Raw genomic sequence first — 15,966 nt, 5'->3', positions numbered from 1 at the left:
TTCTTGCGCTGTTCAGGCTTCCCGCAGGGTTGCGGGTGGTGTTTCACCGGTCGCGGTGAAAGGCGAAGCGGGCGCCTGCAGCAAGCGCCCGAGGATCAGTGAAATGATGCCGCCAGCACGCAGCGTCTCGCATTCGAGTGCGGTCTCGACGGCGGCCTGCAGAGGCAAGGCCTCGATGCAACCGCTGACGCGATGGATGCGCGCCATGACGGCGCTCCGGGGAGAGATGATATCGCCTGCAGCCGCGATCTCGATAGTGTCGCCAGGCGCGAGTTCAAGCGAGCCTGGACCCACTCCCGCCGGGAGTTGAAGCGGCAGGATGCCCATGCCGATCAGATTGGACCGGTGGATGCGCTCGAAGCTCTGAGCGATGACGGCATTGACGCCGAGGAGCGCAAGCCCCTTGGCCGCCCAGTCGCGCGACGAGCCCGTGCCGTAGCGCTCGCCGGCGACGACGATCATCGCATCGCCCGATGCGCGGTAGCGCTCCGCGGCGCGCCACAGGGCCAAGGTCTGACCGGTTGGGACGTGAAGGGTGGAGCCTGCTGGCAGGTCTGCGGCGAGCCGGTTCACCACCGTGCGGTTGGTGAAGAGACCGCGCAGCATGACCTCCCAGTTGCCACGGCGGGAGGCGTAAACATTCAGGTCCTGCGGATCCTCGCCTCTCTCGATCAGCCATTGTCCGGCTTCGCTCGCCGCAGGGGTCTGACCCGCCGGCGAGATATGATCCGTGGTGATGTCGTCGCCGAGAACCAGCAGCGGATGAGCGCGATGATGGCCAAGCCTGTCCGGCTGTATCGCCTTGGCAAAGGGCGGTGGCCGGAGCGCGGTCGAGGCAGGGTCCCATGGGAAGAGCGGCGAAGATGGCGCGTCCAAATCAGCCCATTGGCGGCTTGTCGCGGCCTCGGCGAAAGCGCGATTGAAATCTGCGGGGTCGAGGGCAAGCGCCAATGCTGCGTCGATCTCGGCTCGGGTCGGCCACAACTCGGCCAGCAACACTGGTCTACCGTCGGCAGTAGAAGCCAATGGATCATGGAGGACGTCGCGATCAGCATCGCCGGCCAGCGCATAGGCCACCACTAGCGCAGGCGACGCCAGGAACCCCGCCTCGACTTGACCATGGACGCGGCCGGGAAAGTTGCGGTTGCCTGACAGAATCGCGACCGGAAGAACCTCATCGGCGCGGACAGCTGAATCCATAACCGGTAGCAGCGGTCCCGAATTGCCGATGCAGGTGGTGCAGCCATAGCCGACGATGCCGAAGCCGAGGGCCTCGAGATCGTCAAGCAATCCCGCCCGCCTGAGATAACGTTCCGCGGCAGGCGATCCCGGCGCCAGAGAGGTCTTGACCCAGGGCGGTGGCTTCAGCCCAAGACGGCGCGCTTTTCGGGCGACCAGGCCGGCCGCGACGACGAGTCGAGGATCGGAGGTGTTGGTGCAGCTCGTGATCGCGGCAAGGGCGACGGGAAAACGCGGCAACGAGGCAGATGGCGTTTCGGGTTGCGGCATCGCGACCAGTGCCGGCAGCACGGTCTCGGGAGCGAGCAGATCCTGTGGCCGGCGCGGTCCAGCAAGGCTGATGGCGATCGCAGCGAGATCGATCTCGACGACGTCGGTGTAACGAGGTTGTGCCTGCGGATCGAACCAGAGCTGTTGCTCCTTTGCATAAGCCGCGACCAGAGCAATGTGTTGGGGCGGCCGGCCCGTTTGCGCCAAGTACTCCAGCGTCGCGTCGTCGATTGGAAAATAGCCGGTCGAGGCACCGAATTCCGGCGTCATGTTCGCGACCACGGCCCGCTCGCCTGCAGACAGGCTGGACACGCCTGATCCGGAAGAACTCGACGAACGCGCCTGTGACGTTGCGGGCCCGAAGGCGCTGCGTCACCGTGAGAGCGAGATCGGTTGCGCTGACGCCCTCGCGCAGCCGGTTCGTCAGGCGAACGCCGATGACGTTGGGAATCCGCATCATCACGGGCATGCCGAACATCACGCTCTCGGCCTCAAGCCCGCCGACGCCCCAGCCCAGGACGCCGATGCCATTGATCATCGGTGTGTGGCTATCGGTGCCGATCAGCGTGTCAGGCACCGCCCAGAGCCGGCCGTCGATCCGGCAAGTGGTCACGACGGTCGCAAGTTGCTCCAGGTTGATCGTGTGCATGATGCCGGTGCCCGGCGGATGGACTCGGACACCGTCCAGTGCCTGCGTCGCCCACTTCAAAAAGCGATAGCGCTCACCATTCCGGCGATACTCGTGCTCCAGGTTGACCCGCATGGCTTCCGGTGAGGCGGAAAGGTCGACCCCAAGCGAGTGATCGACCGACACATCGACCGGCAGGACCGGGCTGAGGCGCTCAGGATCTCCGCCTGCTGCGGCAATGGCATCGCGCATCGCCGCTATGTCGACCAGCGCGGGCGTGCAGGTCGTGTCGTGCATCAGCACACGGCCCGGTCGGAAGGCGATCTCAGCCTCGGATGTCCCGCATTCGAGCCAGCCGCGGAGGGCCGCCAGGGCCTGGTCGCGCTTCCGGTCGCCCGTGGAGTCGCGCAGCACGTTCTCGGCGATGATGCGCAGAACATGCGGCAGCTTGCAGAGGCCGTCGCCAAAAGCGGCCGTCAGATCGGCGACGATGTAGACGCTGCCGGCGAGGTGGGCAGTTCGATAAAGCGATGCAACCGACAGGCTCATGCCTGATGTATGTATAATAACGACAAAAAATGCAATACACGGCAACGATAATGCTATCTCCCACCTCCCACCTCCGGCTTCGTGAAACCCCAATCGCGGTGCACGAAGCGGCGTGTCGCGCTCCAATCCCGCTCGCGCAGGCGCGATCACGCACGCGGACGACGCCGATCAAACGACACTCGCGCCGCAATGTAGATGAAACTGAGAATTACCTATTGCCTGGAGCACTGTGATATTCGAGCGGTCTATCGATCGAATTGCCGATAGCCCATCCGAACTGACTGGGCCGACATGAGTGCGACTCACCGCCCAAGCACCACCGGTCTGCGTCGATTTCTGGATCTCCAGCAGCAGCGCGATTGGATGCAGGGCGAGACGACCCTGCGCGACGCCGACGAGCGCTCGGAGTCCCTGGAACTGCGTCTCAAATACGTCGCGCGGTTAGGGAAGCTGCTGCGCCGGCCGCAGGCGCATGAGCTCCTGGACATTCTCCGCCGATACGGCAGCGACTGCATCCCGATCCCGCGCCGGACCGAGCGGCATTACTGGTCTGTTTCCTGTCTGCCGTCGACTCCGGGCAAAGCGCTCGTTCGCGTCAATGCGAGCTGGATGGAGCTTTTCTCGCTCTATGCGGACGGCGAGGGCATCCGCGCGCTATTTCTGGTGCATCTTTCCGATTTCACCACGGACCATTCGCTCGATCAGGGCCAGGTGGATGACGCTTTCCTCGAGCGCTGCGTGATGACGCCGGAAGATGTCAGCTATTTTTTTCCCCGCGGCCAGGACATTTTCGGCATCAAGGTCCGGGGCTTCTCCTCGATCGGCAAATTCCTCGCGGCGCGTGATGCGTTGCGGGCCATCCGGGCGTTCAACCTGACCCACATGAACCGGGGCCGGAACGCGTATCAGGCAAGCCATTGCTACAGCCTGGCTGATTACATGCTGAATGGTCATAGGGGCTGAGCGAGGACAGTTCGAATCGTCGACTGTGAAATGGCGCGCCCGACACGATTCGAACGTGTGACCTTTGCCTTCGGAGGGCAACGCTCTATCCAGCTGAGCTACGGGCGCAAACCGTGAAGGCTGGATAGCTGATCCCAGCTGCTTCGGCAACGAGGGAATTTGCGACCGAGCAAAGCTCGAGGCGGCAAAGGTCAATCATTCGAATCATGCCGGGCGCGCCGCGGCCGTGGCTGCTCATCAGCGAGCGGTAGATCGTCGAACAATTCGATGCGTAGTGATCGCCTGCACTGCGATCCGCATGGCAATAGAAGCATTCGAGGCGGCGAGCTTGCGAACTTCGTCCGCAGGGAGTTGGCGGCTCAGCACAGACTTTGCGCCGGCTGATCGACTGTCGGCCCTGGGCCGGCGTCAGCCGCTACGCGGTCATTTCTCGGCGGCACGCAGGCGCGCCGATTTCGTCGCGCCCCTGATTGCCCGCGCCAGCCAGGGCGCGCACACGCTCAACGCCGTCACCACGAACAGGGCGACCACGATCGGCCGGGTAAAGAACAGCAGCCAGTTGTGGTCGAAGATCAGCAAGGACTGCTTCAACGTCTCCTCGACCATGGTGCCGAGCACCAGGCCCATCACCAGCGGCGCCGGCGAGAATCCGTAGCGGCGCATCACATAGCCGATCACGCCGAAGCTGAGCATGACCCAGACATCGACCAGCGACTGGTTGGGGCCGTAGGCGCCGACGATCGCGAAAACCAGCACGCCTGGCCACAGGATGGCATCGGGGATCAACGTGATCCTGGCAAAGAGCTTGGCGGCGAACAGGCCGAGGACGACATAGATCAGGTTCGAGGCCAGCATCGAGGCGAAGACGGCATAAAGCAGGGTCGGCTGCTCGTTGAACAGATGCGGGCCGGGCCGCACGCCCTGCACGATCAGGCCGGCGAGAATGATTGCCGTTGTCGCGCTGCCCGGGATGCCGAGCGCCAGCGTGGGCACCATGCTGCCGCCGACGGCGGCGTTGTTGGCGGCCTCGGGGCCGGCGATGCCCTCGATCGAGCCCTTGCCGAACTCGTCCTTGTATTTCGACCAGCGCCTGGTCTCGTTATAGGAGATCAGGGCGGCGGTGGTCGCTCCCAGCGCCGGCAGGATGCCGATGAAGGTGCCCAGCACGCTCGACAGGCCGATCGCCTTGGCGCATTTGCGATAATCGGCCATGGAGGGCAGCTTCATCGCGCTGAGGCCGAGCCGTTCGGGAATAATCTGCAGTCGGCCGACCTGCACCAGCAATTCGCTGATCGCGAACAGGCCGGTGAGCACCGGCACCAGCCCGAGACCCTCGCTCAGTTCCGGCACGCCGAAGGTGAAGCGGTCGACGCCTGTCATCAGGTCCAGCCCGATCGTCGCCAGCAGCACGCCGAAGGCTCCGACCATCAGGTTCTTGAGGCCCGTCGAGCTGCCGACGGCAGCCAGCATCGACAGGCCGAAGATCGCGAGCGCGAAATATTCAGGAGGGCCGAAACTGTAGGCCGCCTTCGCCAGCAGCGGGGCCGCGACGATCAGCACGAAGACGCTGAAAATGCCGCCGATCGCGCTGGCGATCGTCGACATGCCGAGGGCTCGCCCGGCTTCGCCGCGCCGCGCCATCGGATAGCCGTCATAGGCCGTCGCCGAGGCTGAGGGATCACCGGGCGTGTTGATCAGGATGGCAGTGATCGAGCCGCCGAAATTGGCGGCGCAATAGATAGCGCCGAGAAAGGCGATGCTGGCAACCGGGCTCATCGTGATGGTGATCGGCAGCAGAAGCGCCGCCGTCGTGCTGCCGCTGAGGCCGGGCAGCGCGCCGACGATGACGCCCAGCACCGTTCCCGCGAGGATGATGCCGACCATGTAGGGGTCGGCGAGGATCGCCATGCCGGCGAGAAAAGCGTCCATCTGATCCTCGTCGTAGGTTGCGCAACGCTCTGGCAGGCGCGATGCGCGGGCTGCTCAGCTCAGCCAGGTCTGGAGAAGTCCGCGGGGCAGGCCGATGCCAAAGCCGCGCACGAAGGCGAAATGGAGAGAGAGCGACATGCCGACGGCGATCGTCGCCAGCAGCAGCAACCGCCGCTCGCCCCAGAGACGCCCGATGCCGATGACGGATGCGACGACCGCGCCGTGGATCCCGAACATGGCCATGGCCGCCATCACGCCGCCGAGCGCGGCCGTCGTGGCGTAGACCATCGGATGCACCGCCTCGATCTCCGGCTGGCAGCGGCTGCTGGCGGTCAGGGCAAGCCAGCAGGCCAGTACGATGATGACGCCGAGCACAAGCCGCGGAAAAGTCGCCGGACCCATGCCCGTGGAGATCGCCGCGGGCACATCGTCGAAGGCCAGTGTCAGGCCCCAGACCGCGAGGCATAGCGCAATGATGACGAGGCCGGTCACGACATCCGGGTGGACACGGTCAGGCACGGGCCCGGCCGAGGTGGATGTTTCGTCGCCAGCCTCCGTCGTCGACGCTGCAAGCGTGGTTGCCGGCGACGGAAGCTGCCGGGTCATCATTTCTTGATCCCAAGCGAGGTCAGCGCGGCGTCGCCGGTTTTCAGGAATTCGTCGATCTCCGCCTGCCAGTCGGCGCGGCCAACGACGCTGCCCTCGGACTGACCAGAGCTCTTCAGGTAATCCTGGTAGATCTTGCCCTGCATCGACTTGACCAGGCCTTCTTCCAGCAGCTTGATCCGGTCTTCCGGCGTGCCTTTCAGGACGGCGAAGCCGCGCGTCGTCGAATAGACTGCCGGGATGCCGATCTCGGCTGCCGTCGGGGTCTGCGGCAGCGAGTCCATCTTGCTCTTGGCGAAGACGATCAGCGCCCGGACCTCGTTCGCCTTTATCTGCGATTCGGCTTCGGCGTAGTTCAGCAGCGCGCCGTCGAGATTGCCGCCAACGAGGTTGACGACGATGTCACCGCCGCCGCGGAAGGGCACGACGATCGGCTTCCAGAGGCCGGCCTTCTCCGCGAAGCCGACGACGGCGATGTGGTCGACGCTGCCGATCTGCGTGGTGCCGAACTTCATGGACTTGGTCTTGGCGGCGGCGATGAAGTCCTGCGCCGTCTTGTAGGGGCTGTTAGCCCCGACCATCAGGACCTGCGGGTCCTCGGTGGCGCGGGCGATGCCGACGAGATCGCCGACCTTTACCGTCCCGCCCTTGCCTTGCAGCAAGGTCAGCAGATGGGTCTGCGTGATCAGCATGATGGTGTGGCCGTCCTTGGGACGGGAAGCGGCATATCCGAACGAGGCCGATCCGCTGCCGCCGGTCTTGTTGGCGACCACGAGCTCGGTCTTCAAGGCGGCGGGCGCCTGGACCATCATCATGCGGGCGGTGATGTCCGTGCCGCCGCCGACACCGGCATGGGTGACGACCTCGATCGGCTTGGACGGAAACGCCTCCTGGGCCTGGACTGCTCCCGCGGCCAGGACAGCGAGGCCGAAGCCCAGCGCAAGGCACGTCTTCTGGTGTGCTGGCATAGTCGTTTCCTCCTCCGTTGCTGGGCCGGCCCATTCGGGCTCGTTCCCGTCTCGTATTCAGGTCTCCTTGCGCTCCTCAGCTTCCTGCCGCGAGAGCAGCCAGCGGCGCTTGCCGCCATGAGCGTGATCTTCGGCGAGCAGGCGAGCGCGATCGGCATCGCCGGCAGCCATGGCCGCGACGATCGCCTTGTGCTCGGCATTGGATTCGCGCATGCGCGGCGCCGCGCTGAGCGCGCTCTGACGCAGGAGATGGGTCTCCTTGATCAGCGCTTCATAGGTCTGCCTGGCGCGGCCATGAGCGGCGAAGTCCAGGATGGCATCGTGGAATGCGAGGTTGAGGCGGTAGTAGTTTGCCCCGTCGTCCCGCTCGATGGCGTCGTCCATCTCTGCGATCAGCCCCGACAGCGCCGCGAGCTGTTCCGGCGTGATCAGCCCCGCCAGTCTCTGGCAGACGAAACCGAAGACGACGGCGCGCACATCGTAGATCTCGTTGGCCTCGTCGTCCGGAATCTGGCGGACGAACACGCCGAGATTGACGACCGAGTTGAGCAGTCCGGAGCGGACCAGCCCGCGCGTCGCCTCGCGGATCGGCCCGCGGCTGACGCCAAGGCGGACAGCCAGCGCCTGCTCGTTGATGCGCTCGCCGGCCTCAAGCTCGCCGCTCAGGATCATGCGCTCGATCTCGTGCTGGACGATATCGGTCAAGGTCTGCGTGCGGCGCTGGGCGATGGCTGACATCACGTCGTTCATGGCCTGATCGTTGACCCGCAAAACGCAACTGTCAACAGTTGGCGAAACATTGTTGACAGTTTGCATCCTGCTCGGCAGGTTGCGGCGAAGGAGAAGGCCATGCCTTTCAAACCCGCCTCACGAGCACTGTCCCGCTTCACAGTGCTTGATCTCACCCGTGTCAGGTCCGGACCGACCGCTGTGCGTCAGCTCGCCGACTGGGGTGCGAACGTCATCAAGATCGAGACGCCGCCGGAGCTTGAGCCGGGCGAAGGGCCGGGCGGTCCGCGCCATGGTCCCGATTTCCAGAACCTGCATCGCAACAAGCGCAGCCTGACGCTCAATCTCAAATCGGAGGAGGGCAAGGCGATCCTGCACAGGCTTGTCGAAAAGGCCGACGTGATCGTCGAGAACTATCGCCCCGATGTGAAGCATCGCCTTGGCATCGCCTATGAGCAGCTGGCCGCGCTCAACCCGCGCCTCGTCTATGCCAGCATTTCGGGCTTCGGGCAGGACGGGCCCTATGCGGCGCGGCCCGGCTTCGACCAGATCGCGCAGGGCCTTGGCGGGTTGATGTCGATCACCGGCCTGCCCGGGCAGGGGCCGGTGCGCGTCGGCATCCCGGTGGCCGACCTGACGGCCGGACTTTACTGCTCGCTCGGCATCATGGTCGCGCTCCTGGCGCGCGAGGAAACCGGCAAGGGCCAGTGGGTCCAGACCTCACTGCTCCAGGCCCAGATTGCGATGCTCGATTTCCAGGCGGCGCGCTGGCTGATGGATGGCGACGTCCCCAAGCAGGCCGGCAACAACCACCCGACCAGCATCCCTACCGGCGTCTTCCAGACGGCCGACGGGCATATCAATATCGCCGCGACCGGACAGGCGATCTGGGAGCGCTTCTGCCGCTCGGTCGACCGCGCCGACCTGATCACACATCCGGATTACGCCACTGCGACGCTGCGCTCCCGCAACCGCGACGCGCTGGGTCAGGAGATCAACGCGATCCTCAAGACGCAGAATGGCAGCTACTGGATCGCGCGCTTCAGCGAGGTCGGCGTTCCCTGCGGCCCGATCAACAGCATCGACGAGGTCTTTGCCGACCCGCAGGTCCAGCATGTGGGAATTGCGCAGAGCATCCATTCGCCCGCGCTCGCTCGCGACATCACACTTGTGGGCCAGCCGGTCCAGCTCAGCGACACGCCGAGCTCGATTTGCGTGCCGCCACCGGAACAGGGCGAGCAATCCGACGAGATCCTGGGCGAGATCGGCTTCTCGCCTGCCGAGATCGCCGCCTTCCACGCCAATGGCACGATCTAGGCTCTTGTTTTGCCGCGTTTTCTTCACGCGAACCGGTGTCCACTTCGCTCGAAAACGCTCTAACCGAAGCCACCACAGTCAGGATTTTCATCGATGACCGACAAGATGATCGCCCGCAAAGCCGATGGTATCGGCTGGCTGGTCTTCAACAATCCTGAGCGCCACAACGCCGTCTCGCTGGAGATGTGGGAGGCTGCGATCAGGATCATCGCCGATTTCCGGGCCGATCCGGAGGTGCGGGTCGTGGTGGTGCGTGGGGCGGGCGAGAAATCCTTCGTCTCCGGCGCAGACATCTCAAAATTCGACGACGAGCGCGCCCAGGAAGCGGCGGTCAAGCGCTATGAGGACGCGACGGAGGGCACCTACAGCGCACTGCGCGCCATCGAGAAGCCGACCATCGCGATGATCCAGGGCTATTGCATCGGCGGTGGCGCGAACCTGGCGGTCTGTTGCGATCTGCGCATCTGCAGCGAGACGGCTAAGTTCGCCATTCCCGCTGCCAAGCTCGGCCTCGGCTACGGTTATGCCCGCATCCGACGGCTGATGGAGGTGGTGCGGCCCTCCTTTGCCAAGGAGATCTTCTTCACGGCCCGCCAGTTCGATGCCGAGGAAGCGCGGGCCATGGGGTTGGCCAACCGCATCGTTCCCCAAACCGAGCTCGAAATTTATGTCACCGACTATGCCCGCACCATTGCCGGCAATGCGCCGCTGACCGTGACGGCGATCAAGCAGATCGTGAACGAGGCGCTGAAGGACGAGGCGGACCGCGATCTCGCTCTCTGCGACAGGCTGGTGAAAGCCTGCTTCGACAGCGAGGACTATGCCGAAGGCCGGCTCGCCTTCGCCGAGAAGCGCAAGCCGAACTTCAAGGGACGCTGAGCGAGGGAACGACGATGTCCGACAGCGCCAAGACGGAAGTTGCGCCGACGATCCTCTACGACGTTGCGGACGGCATCGCGACGGTCACCTTCAACCGCCCCGAAGCCCGCAACGCCTTCACATTCGAGATGTATGAGCGGCTCGTCGAGATTTGCGAGACGGTGAATGCCGACACCTCGATCCGGGCGGTGATCCTCACCGGCGCCGGTGGGCGGGCCTTCGCTGCGGGCACCGACATCGCGCAGTTCCGCGCGTTCAGCACCCCGGAAGACGCGCTTGGCTACGAGGCACGCATCGACCGCGTGCTCGGCGCGCTGGAGACCTGCCGCGCGCCGACCATTGCGGCGATCGCCGGCGCCTGCACCGGTGGCGGAGCGGCGATTGCTGGCAGCTGCGACCTGCGCATCGCGGCAAGCAATTCCAGGTTCGGCTTCCCGATCGCCCGCACGCTCGGCAACTGCCTGTCGATGTCCAACTACGCCCGCTTCGCCGAGCTGCTCGGGACCGCGCGGCTGAAGGAGCTGATTTTCACGGCGCGGCTGTTCGAGGCACCGGAGGCGCTCTCGATCGGACTCGTCAGCGAAGTGGTGGCTGAGCCTGCCGACGTCATGCCTCGTGCGCAGGAACTGGCGCGCCTCGTCGCCGGGCATGCGCCGCTGACGCTGCAGGCAACGAAGCAGGCGCTGCGCCGTCTCAGACCTGCGATCCCGCGTGACGAGGGCGATCGCCTGATCCTGATGTGCTATATGAGCGACGATTTCAGGGAAGGCATGAATGCGTTCCTCGAGAAGCGGGCGCCGTCATTCTCTGGAAAGCATCCTTAGGGCGATCCCACCGATACCTCCGGCAAGAAGCGTCGAAAGCGCTCCGAAGAGGCCACCTCGGTGGCGGCCGCGACAATTGAGACAAGTTCGGCCGGACTGAACCGACATCGAATGACGGTCAGAGTCTGTTCAGGGTGAGCGTCGGCGTGACCCAAAAGTCGCGCCGACGCCATGAACCGGCTCAGGCGGCTTGAAGAGCTGCCATAAGATCGGGTCCGCTCGTTCCAATCAGATCCTTCGATAGGTCCGCCACGAGGGCGACTTCGAGCTGCTTGTGATAATGCCTTCGCATCTCGCCCAGGGTCCGCGGCGAAGCGACAATGATCAGCTTCTGAATCTTGTGGCCGAGGACCTGCTGATTAAGCCATTCGGTTGCAGCGGCAGCGTGGGCATCCTCATCGATCTGGTGGCCTGTCGGATTGGCAGAACTCGAGTCCCGTCCAGCGCCCCCACCCTTATTGCTCTCGTCCAGATCGGGCGACGCCATCGATGAGAGAATTGGGCTCGCTTCGTCTCCGCTGTTGCGATGAAGCTCGAAATGCTTCCCATCGACCAGCGCGACAACGGCACCATGTGGTAGCTGCATCAGTGTCTCCTCAAGCAGACGATCTTCCCAGACGTGAAGCGGCAGCGTGTGCGGACGATCGTGGGACGGAGCCCGAGGACCGGAGAGCTTCACCTGGGTCAAAGTCAAACCAGACAGAGAGCGTATCGTTCCACCGAGGCGCGCCTCATGTCGGGTTTTAGACCTGCTCCTCCTTGGGCCGGGTCGATGGCCGCAGGCGCTCGCGCAATCCCTGGAAGACGACATAGAGCGCCGGGATCACGAAGATACCGAGGAAGGACGCGAACAGCATGCCGCCGAAGACGGGCGTGCCGACATCGCGCCTGGCGAGTTTTGACGGCCCTTCGGCGATGACGAGCGGCAGCAGGCCGAGGATGAAGGCGAAGGACGTCATCATCACCGGGCGGAAGCGTAGCCGCGCGCCTTCCGTCGCCGCATGCAGGAGCGGGTGTCCCTTCTCGCGCAGTTCCTTGGCGAACTCGACGATCAGGATGCCGTTCTTGGCGGCGAGGCCGATCAGCACGACGATGCCGATCTGGGCATAGAGGTCGAGCGTCAACCCGGCGATGACGATCGCGACGAAGGCACCGAGCACAGCGACCGCCACCGAGAGCAGCACCGGCACAGGGATGGTCCAGCTTTCATAGAGCGCGACCAGGAAGAGGTAGGCGAAGAGCAGCGCGAAGGCGAGGATCATCCCCGTTTGTCCCTCGGCCCGCTTCTCCTGGAAGGAGACATCTGTCCATTCGCCGCGATAGCCCTGGGACAGCGTCTTGGCCGCGACCGTCTCCATCGCCTTCAGCGCCTGGCCGGAGGAGACGCCCGGGGCGGGCGAGCCCTGCAGCGTCACTGCGAGGCGGTTGTTGTAACGGATCAGCGCTTGCGGGCCGACGACAACCTTGGCCTCAACGAAGCTACGCAGCGGCACCATGTCGCCGGATTTGCTGCGGACATTGATGCGGTAGATGTCGTTGACGGAGGCGCGATCGGTGCCCTCGGCCTGGACCTGGACCTGCCAGGTTCGGCCGAACAGATTCATGTCGTTGACGTAGTAGCCGCCGAGCGAGGCCTGCAGGGCCTGGAAGACGTCGCTCAGTGCGACGCCGAGAATCTGGACCTTGTCGCGGTCGATGTCGAGATAGATCGAGGGCGCCGAGTCGGAGAAGGTCGAGAACACCCGCCGCAATTGCGGGTCCTGATTGGCGGCAACGGTGAGGCCGCGCAGTGCTTGGCCGAGCGCCTTGGGATCGGACGAGCCCATGTCCATCAGGACATAGCTGAAGCCGCCGCCGCTGCCGAGGCCGATGATCGGCGGGGGCGCGACCGGAACGACGTTACCGTCGCGCACCGAACGGAATTTCTGCGCGAGCCGGGCGATGACCGCCGAAGCCGAATCCTCCGCGCTTTTGCGCTCGTCGAACGGCTTCAGCGTCACCACGAAGAAGCCGGCATTGGGCTGGGAATAGTTGTCGATGAAGTTGAGGCCGATGACCGTGGAATAATCCGCGATCGCCTTCTCCGTCTTCAGGATGGCCTCGACTTCGGTGGCGAGGGTCGACGTACGCCCGATCGAGGCGCCGTCAGGCAACTGGGCGACGACGAAGAAGGCGCCCTGGTCGTCCTCCGGCAGGAAGCCGGTGGGGGTGATCCGTCCCATCGCATAGATGCCGGCGCCGAAGGCTGCGGTCAGGGCGATGCTGATGAGCGCGACGCGCACGAGACGCGCCACGGCGGAGCCGTAGCGGTCGCGCGTCCAGTCGATGCCGCGCATGACATAGCCGATCGGCCCTCGCCGCGGCCCATGGTGAGGCTTCAGCAGGATGGCGCAGAGCGCCGGCGACAGGGTCAGCGCGTTGATGGCGGACAGCACCATCGCGACCGCGACGGTGACAGCGAACTGCCGGAAGAGCTCGCCGGAGATGCCAGGGATGAAGGCGACCGGCACGAAGACCGAGAGCAGCACCAGCGTGATCGCGATGATCGGGGCGACGATCTCGCCCATGGCGCGCTTCGTCGCCTCGGCCGGCGTCAGCTCGGGGTGCTCCTCCATCACGCGCTCGACATTCTCGATGACGACGATCGCGTCGTCGACGACGATGCCGATGGCGAGAACCACGGCGAGCAGCGAGACGGTGTTGGCGGAATAGCCGATGGCGTTGAGCACGATGAAGGCGCCGACCAGGCTCACCGGCACGGCGATGGTCGGGATCAGCGTCGCCCGCAGATTGCCGAGGAACAGATAGACGACGAGGACGACGAGGACGAAGGCCTCGATCAGCGTCTTCTGCACCTCGTGGATCGTGGCGGTGACGAAGGCGGTCGGGTCGTAGGTGACCTTCCAGGCGAGGCCATCGGGGAAGGATTTCTCGAGGTCGCCGATCGTCTTCTTGACCGCGTCGAGGGCAGTGAGGGCGTTGGCGCCGGGTGCCTGGTAGACGCCGATCAGCACGGCCGGGCCGCCGTTCAGCCTGGTGTCGCGGTCGAGATTGGCGGCGCCGAGTTCGAGGCGAGCTACGTCCGAGAGCCGCAGCACCGAACCGTCGGCGTTGGTGCGCAGCACGATCTTGCCGAACTCCTCCGGCGAGGTCAGGCGACCCTTGGTCTGGATGTTGAGCTGCAGTTGCTGGTCGTCCGAGATCGGGCGCGCACCGATGCGCCCGACAGCGGCTTGTGCGTTCTGGCCCTGGATGGCGGCGATGATGTCGCCGGTTGTGAGGTTGAGGCCGGTCAGGCTGTCGGTGCGGACCCAGGCCCTGATGGCGTAATCCTGCGCGCCGAACAGCGCGGCATCGCCGACGCCGGTGGTGGACTTGATCGCGTCGAGCAGGTTGATCGTGACGTAGTTCGAGACGAAGAGCGTGTCGTAATTGCCCTTGGGCGCATAGACGGCGATGACGCCGAGCAGGGCCGAGGACTGCTTCTTGACGACGACGCCGCTGCGCTGGACCTCCTGCGGTAGCTTGGACAAAGCGAGCTGCACGCGGTTGTTGACGTTGACGTTGTTGATGTCGGGGTTGGTGCCGAGCTCGAACGAGACCTGCAGCGAATAGCTGCCGTCATTGCCGCTGACGCTCTTCATGTAGAGCATCTTGTCGGTGCCGACGATCTGGGCCTCGATTGGCTGGGCCACGGTCTGCTCGACCACGGCAGCCGAGGCGCCCGGGTAGGAGGCCCGTACCGAGATCTGCGGCGGCACGATGTCGGGATACTGCGCCACCGGGATGGCGAAGAGCGAGATCAACCCGGCGATTGTCGTGATGAGCGCAATGACGATGGACAGCCGCGGGCGGTCGACGAAGACGGAGCTCAACATCGGCTCAGCTCCGGCCGACCGGCGGGGTCACGGGCGAAGCCAGCACCGGCACGCCGGGCCGGAGGTTCTGCAGGCCCTGGATGATGATCTGCTCGTTGCCGGCGAGCCCTTGATCTATCACGACATAGGCACCCGCCTCGGCGCCGACTTTGACGCGTTTGGCCACCGCCTTGCCGTCCTCGACCGCGAAGACATAGGAACCCTGCTGGTCGGCGATCAGCGCCGATTGTGGAACCAGCACCTTCTCCTCGCTCTTGTCGGCCTGGACGGCGACGCGCACCAGCGTGCCGTCGAGGAGCTTGCCTGTCGGGTTGGGCAGGGTGGCGCGCACCAGCACGGTATCGGTGGCGCGCTCGACCGAGACGTCGACGAAGTCGACGCGGCCCTTCTGGTCATAGGTCGAGCCGTCCGAGAATTTGAGACTGACGAGCGGGGCGGCGCCGTCGGCCGGCAGCCGGTTCGTCTTCAGCGCCAGGAATTCGCGCTGGCTGACCGGGAAGGTGACGTACATCGGATCGTCGCTGACGATCTGCGCCAGCACGCCGCTATCGGGCCCGACGACATTGCCCTTGGTCAGCTTCGTCCGGCCGATGCGGCCGGAGATCGGCGCCTTGATCTCGGTGTAGCCGAGGTTGATCTGTGCGGTCTTCAGATTGGCGGCGGCAGTGGTCTCGTCGCCCTGCGCACCCTTTTCCTCGGCGACGCGCTGGTCGCGGATCGCGACCGAACCGGCGCTGGTGCGCAGCAGGTCCTCGGCGCGCTGGCGCTGCAGGCTGGCGTTCTGCAGGGTGCCCTGGGCCCGCTCCAGCGCGCCCTGCGCCTGCTCGACGGCCGCTTCGAACGGCGGGCGCTCGATGCGGAAGAGCGGCGTGCCCTCGGTGACGGTCGCGCCATCCTTGAACAGAACGTCCTCGAGATAGCCGGTGACGCGGGCGCGGATGTCGACGCGGTTGACGGCTTCGATGCGCCCGACGAAATCGGCTGATTGCGTGATCGCGCGCTTCTCGGCGGTGACGGTGCCGACCGGGACGGCTGCGGGCGCAGGCTGTTGGGCGAGGGCGCTTGTCTCCGGTCCGAAGACGAAGGCGGCTGCGAACGCCATGACGGGGAGATGCAAGGCCGAAGAGATCCGCTTCAGACGCGCCATCCGTGAACGCTCAGACATAGGCCACTCCTCTTCGCCGCCT

General features: G+C 65.1%; 11 protein-coding genes, 1 tRNA gene and 1 pseudogene. 4 read left to right on the top strand and 9 right to left on the bottom strand.

Going from position 1 to position 15,966, the window contains the following annotated elements; genetic code table 11:
* Positions 1-12: 12 nt before the first annotated feature.
* Positions 13-2,686 (bottom strand): annotated as a pseudogene (gene acnA, locus QO058_RS12220) (aconitate hydratase AcnA).
* Between the two features lie 291 nt (positions 2,687-2,977).
* Here acnA and QO058_RS12215 point away from each other — a divergent pair.
* Entirely contained in the window at positions 2,978-3,649 is a 672-nt protein-coding gene (locus tag QO058_RS12215; RefSeq protein ID WP_284172300.1) for a hypothetical protein, read from the top strand.
* A gap of 31 nt (positions 3,650-3,680) precedes the next feature.
* Here the strand turns inward: QO058_RS12215 and QO058_RS12210 are convergent.
* The 5 genes from QO058_RS12210 to QO058_RS12190 all read right to left on the bottom strand — a co-directional run bounded on the left by QO058_RS12210 (position 3,681) and on the right by QO058_RS12190 (position 7,902).
* Positions 3,681-3,757 (bottom strand) — tRNA-Arg (locus QO058_RS12210).
* 315 nt (positions 3,758-4,072) lie between these two features.
* Positions 4,073-5,578: a tripartite tricarboxylate transporter permease gene (locus tag QO058_RS12205; protein WP_284172299.1), complete on the bottom strand. Its 1,506-nt coding sequence runs from the start codon at positions 5,576-5,578 to the stop codon at positions 4,073-4,075.
* 54 nt (positions 5,579-5,632) lie between these two features.
* Complete coding sequence (locus QO058_RS12200; RefSeq protein ID WP_284172298.1) at positions 5,633-6,097, bottom strand: tripartite tricarboxylate transporter TctB family protein; 465 nt, start codon at positions 6,095-6,097, stop codon at positions 5,633-5,635.
* A gap of 86 nt (positions 6,098-6,183) precedes the next feature.
* On the bottom strand, positions 6,184-7,152 hold the full coding sequence (locus QO058_RS12195; RefSeq protein WP_284172297.1) for a Bug family tripartite tricarboxylate transporter substrate binding protein: 969 nt from the start codon (positions 7,150-7,152) through the stop codon (positions 6,184-6,186).
* Between the two features lie 57 nt (positions 7,153-7,209).
* Positions 7,210-7,902: an FCD domain-containing protein gene (locus QO058_RS12190; RefSeq protein ID WP_284172296.1), complete on the bottom strand. Its 693-nt coding sequence runs from the start codon at positions 7,900-7,902 to the stop codon at positions 7,210-7,212.
* 99 nt (positions 7,903-8,001) lie between these two features.
* Here QO058_RS12190 and QO058_RS12185 point away from each other — a divergent pair, with 99 nt between their 5' ends.
* The 3 genes from QO058_RS12185 to QO058_RS12175 all read left to right on the top strand — a co-directional run bounded on the left by QO058_RS12185 (position 8,002) and on the right by QO058_RS12175 (position 10,901).
* Positions 8,002-9,198: a CaiB/BaiF CoA transferase family protein gene (locus tag QO058_RS12185; protein WP_284172295.1), complete on the top strand. Its 1,197-nt coding sequence runs from the start codon at positions 8,002-8,004 to the stop codon at positions 9,196-9,198.
* 93 nt (positions 9,199-9,291) lie between these two features.
* Positions 9,292-10,077: an enoyl-CoA hydratase gene (locus QO058_RS12180; RefSeq protein ID WP_284172294.1), complete on the top strand. Its 786-nt coding sequence runs from the start codon at positions 9,292-9,294 to the stop codon at positions 10,075-10,077.
* Positions 10,078-10,091: 14 nt separating this feature from the next.
* Complete coding sequence (locus QO058_RS12175; protein WP_284172293.1) at positions 10,092-10,901, top strand: enoyl-CoA hydratase; 810 nt, start codon at positions 10,092-10,094, stop codon at positions 10,899-10,901.
* A 181-nt stretch (positions 10,902-11,082) separates the two neighbouring features.
* Here QO058_RS12175 and QO058_RS12170 read toward each other — a convergent pair whose 3' ends face one another.
* The 3 genes from QO058_RS12170 to QO058_RS12160 form a co-directional block, all read right to left on the bottom strand.
* Entirely contained in the window at positions 11,083-11,487 is a 405-nt protein-coding gene (locus QO058_RS12170; RefSeq protein WP_284172292.1) for a baeRF12 domain-containing protein, read from the bottom strand.
* Positions 11,488-11,644: 157 nt separating this feature from the next.
* Complete coding sequence (locus QO058_RS12165; protein WP_284172291.1) at positions 11,645-14,779, bottom strand: efflux RND transporter permease subunit; 3,135 nt, start codon at positions 14,777-14,779, stop codon at positions 11,645-11,647.
* Between the two features lie 4 nt (positions 14,780-14,783).
* Positions 14,784-15,944, bottom strand: a complete 1,161-nt coding sequence (locus QO058_RS12160) for an efflux RND transporter periplasmic adaptor subunit (RefSeq protein WP_284172290.1) — start codon at positions 15,942-15,944, stop codon at positions 14,784-14,786.
* Positions 15,945-15,966 lie beyond the last annotated feature (22 nt).

The organism is Bosea vestrisii (assembly GCF_030144325.1).
Classification (GTDB): domain Bacteria; phylum Pseudomonadota; class Alphaproteobacteria; order Rhizobiales; family Beijerinckiaceae; genus Allobosea; species Allobosea vestrisii_A.
Note: the sequence above shows the minus strand (reverse complement) of the source record. Positions and strands in the feature narration are given on the sequence as shown.

Excerpts from the sequence above, each read along its gene's own strand:
- QO058_RS12205 (WP_284172299.1), bottom strand. The coding sequence starts at position 5,578 with ATGGACGCTTTTCTCGCCGGCATGGCGATCCTCGCCGACCCCTACATG.
- QO058_RS12170 (WP_284172292.1), bottom strand. The coding sequence starts at position 11,487 with ATGCAGCTACCACATGGTGCCGTTGTCGCGCTGGTCGATGGGAAGCAT.
- QO058_RS12180 (WP_284172294.1), top strand. The coding sequence starts at position 9,292 with ATGACCGACAAGATGATCGCCCGCAAAGCCGATGGTATCGGCTGGCTG.
- QO058_RS12190 (WP_284172296.1), bottom strand. The coding sequence starts at position 7,902 with ATGAACGACGTGATGTCAGCCATCGCCCAGCGCCGCACGCAGACCTTG.
- QO058_RS12195 (WP_284172297.1), bottom strand. The coding sequence starts at position 7,152 with ATGCCAGCACACCAGAAGACGTGCCTTGCGCTGGGCTTCGGCCTCGCT.
- QO058_RS12215 (WP_284172300.1), top strand. The coding sequence starts at position 2,978 with ATGAGTGCGACTCACCGCCCAAGCACCACCGGTCTGCGTCGATTTCTG.
- QO058_RS12165 (WP_284172291.1), bottom strand. The coding sequence starts at position 14,779 with ATGTTGAGCTCCGTCTTCGTCGACCGCCCGCGGCTGTCCATCGTCATT.
- QO058_RS12175 (WP_284172293.1), top strand. The coding sequence starts at position 10,092 with ATGTCCGACAGCGCCAAGACGGAAGTTGCGCCGACGATCCTCTACGAC.
- QO058_RS12160 (WP_284172290.1), bottom strand. The coding sequence starts at position 15,944 with ATGTCTGAGCGTTCACGGATGGCGCGTCTGAAGCGGATCTCTTCGGCC.
- QO058_RS12185 (WP_284172295.1), top strand. The coding sequence starts at position 8,002 with ATGCCTTTCAAACCCGCCTCACGAGCACTGTCCCGCTTCACAGTGCTT.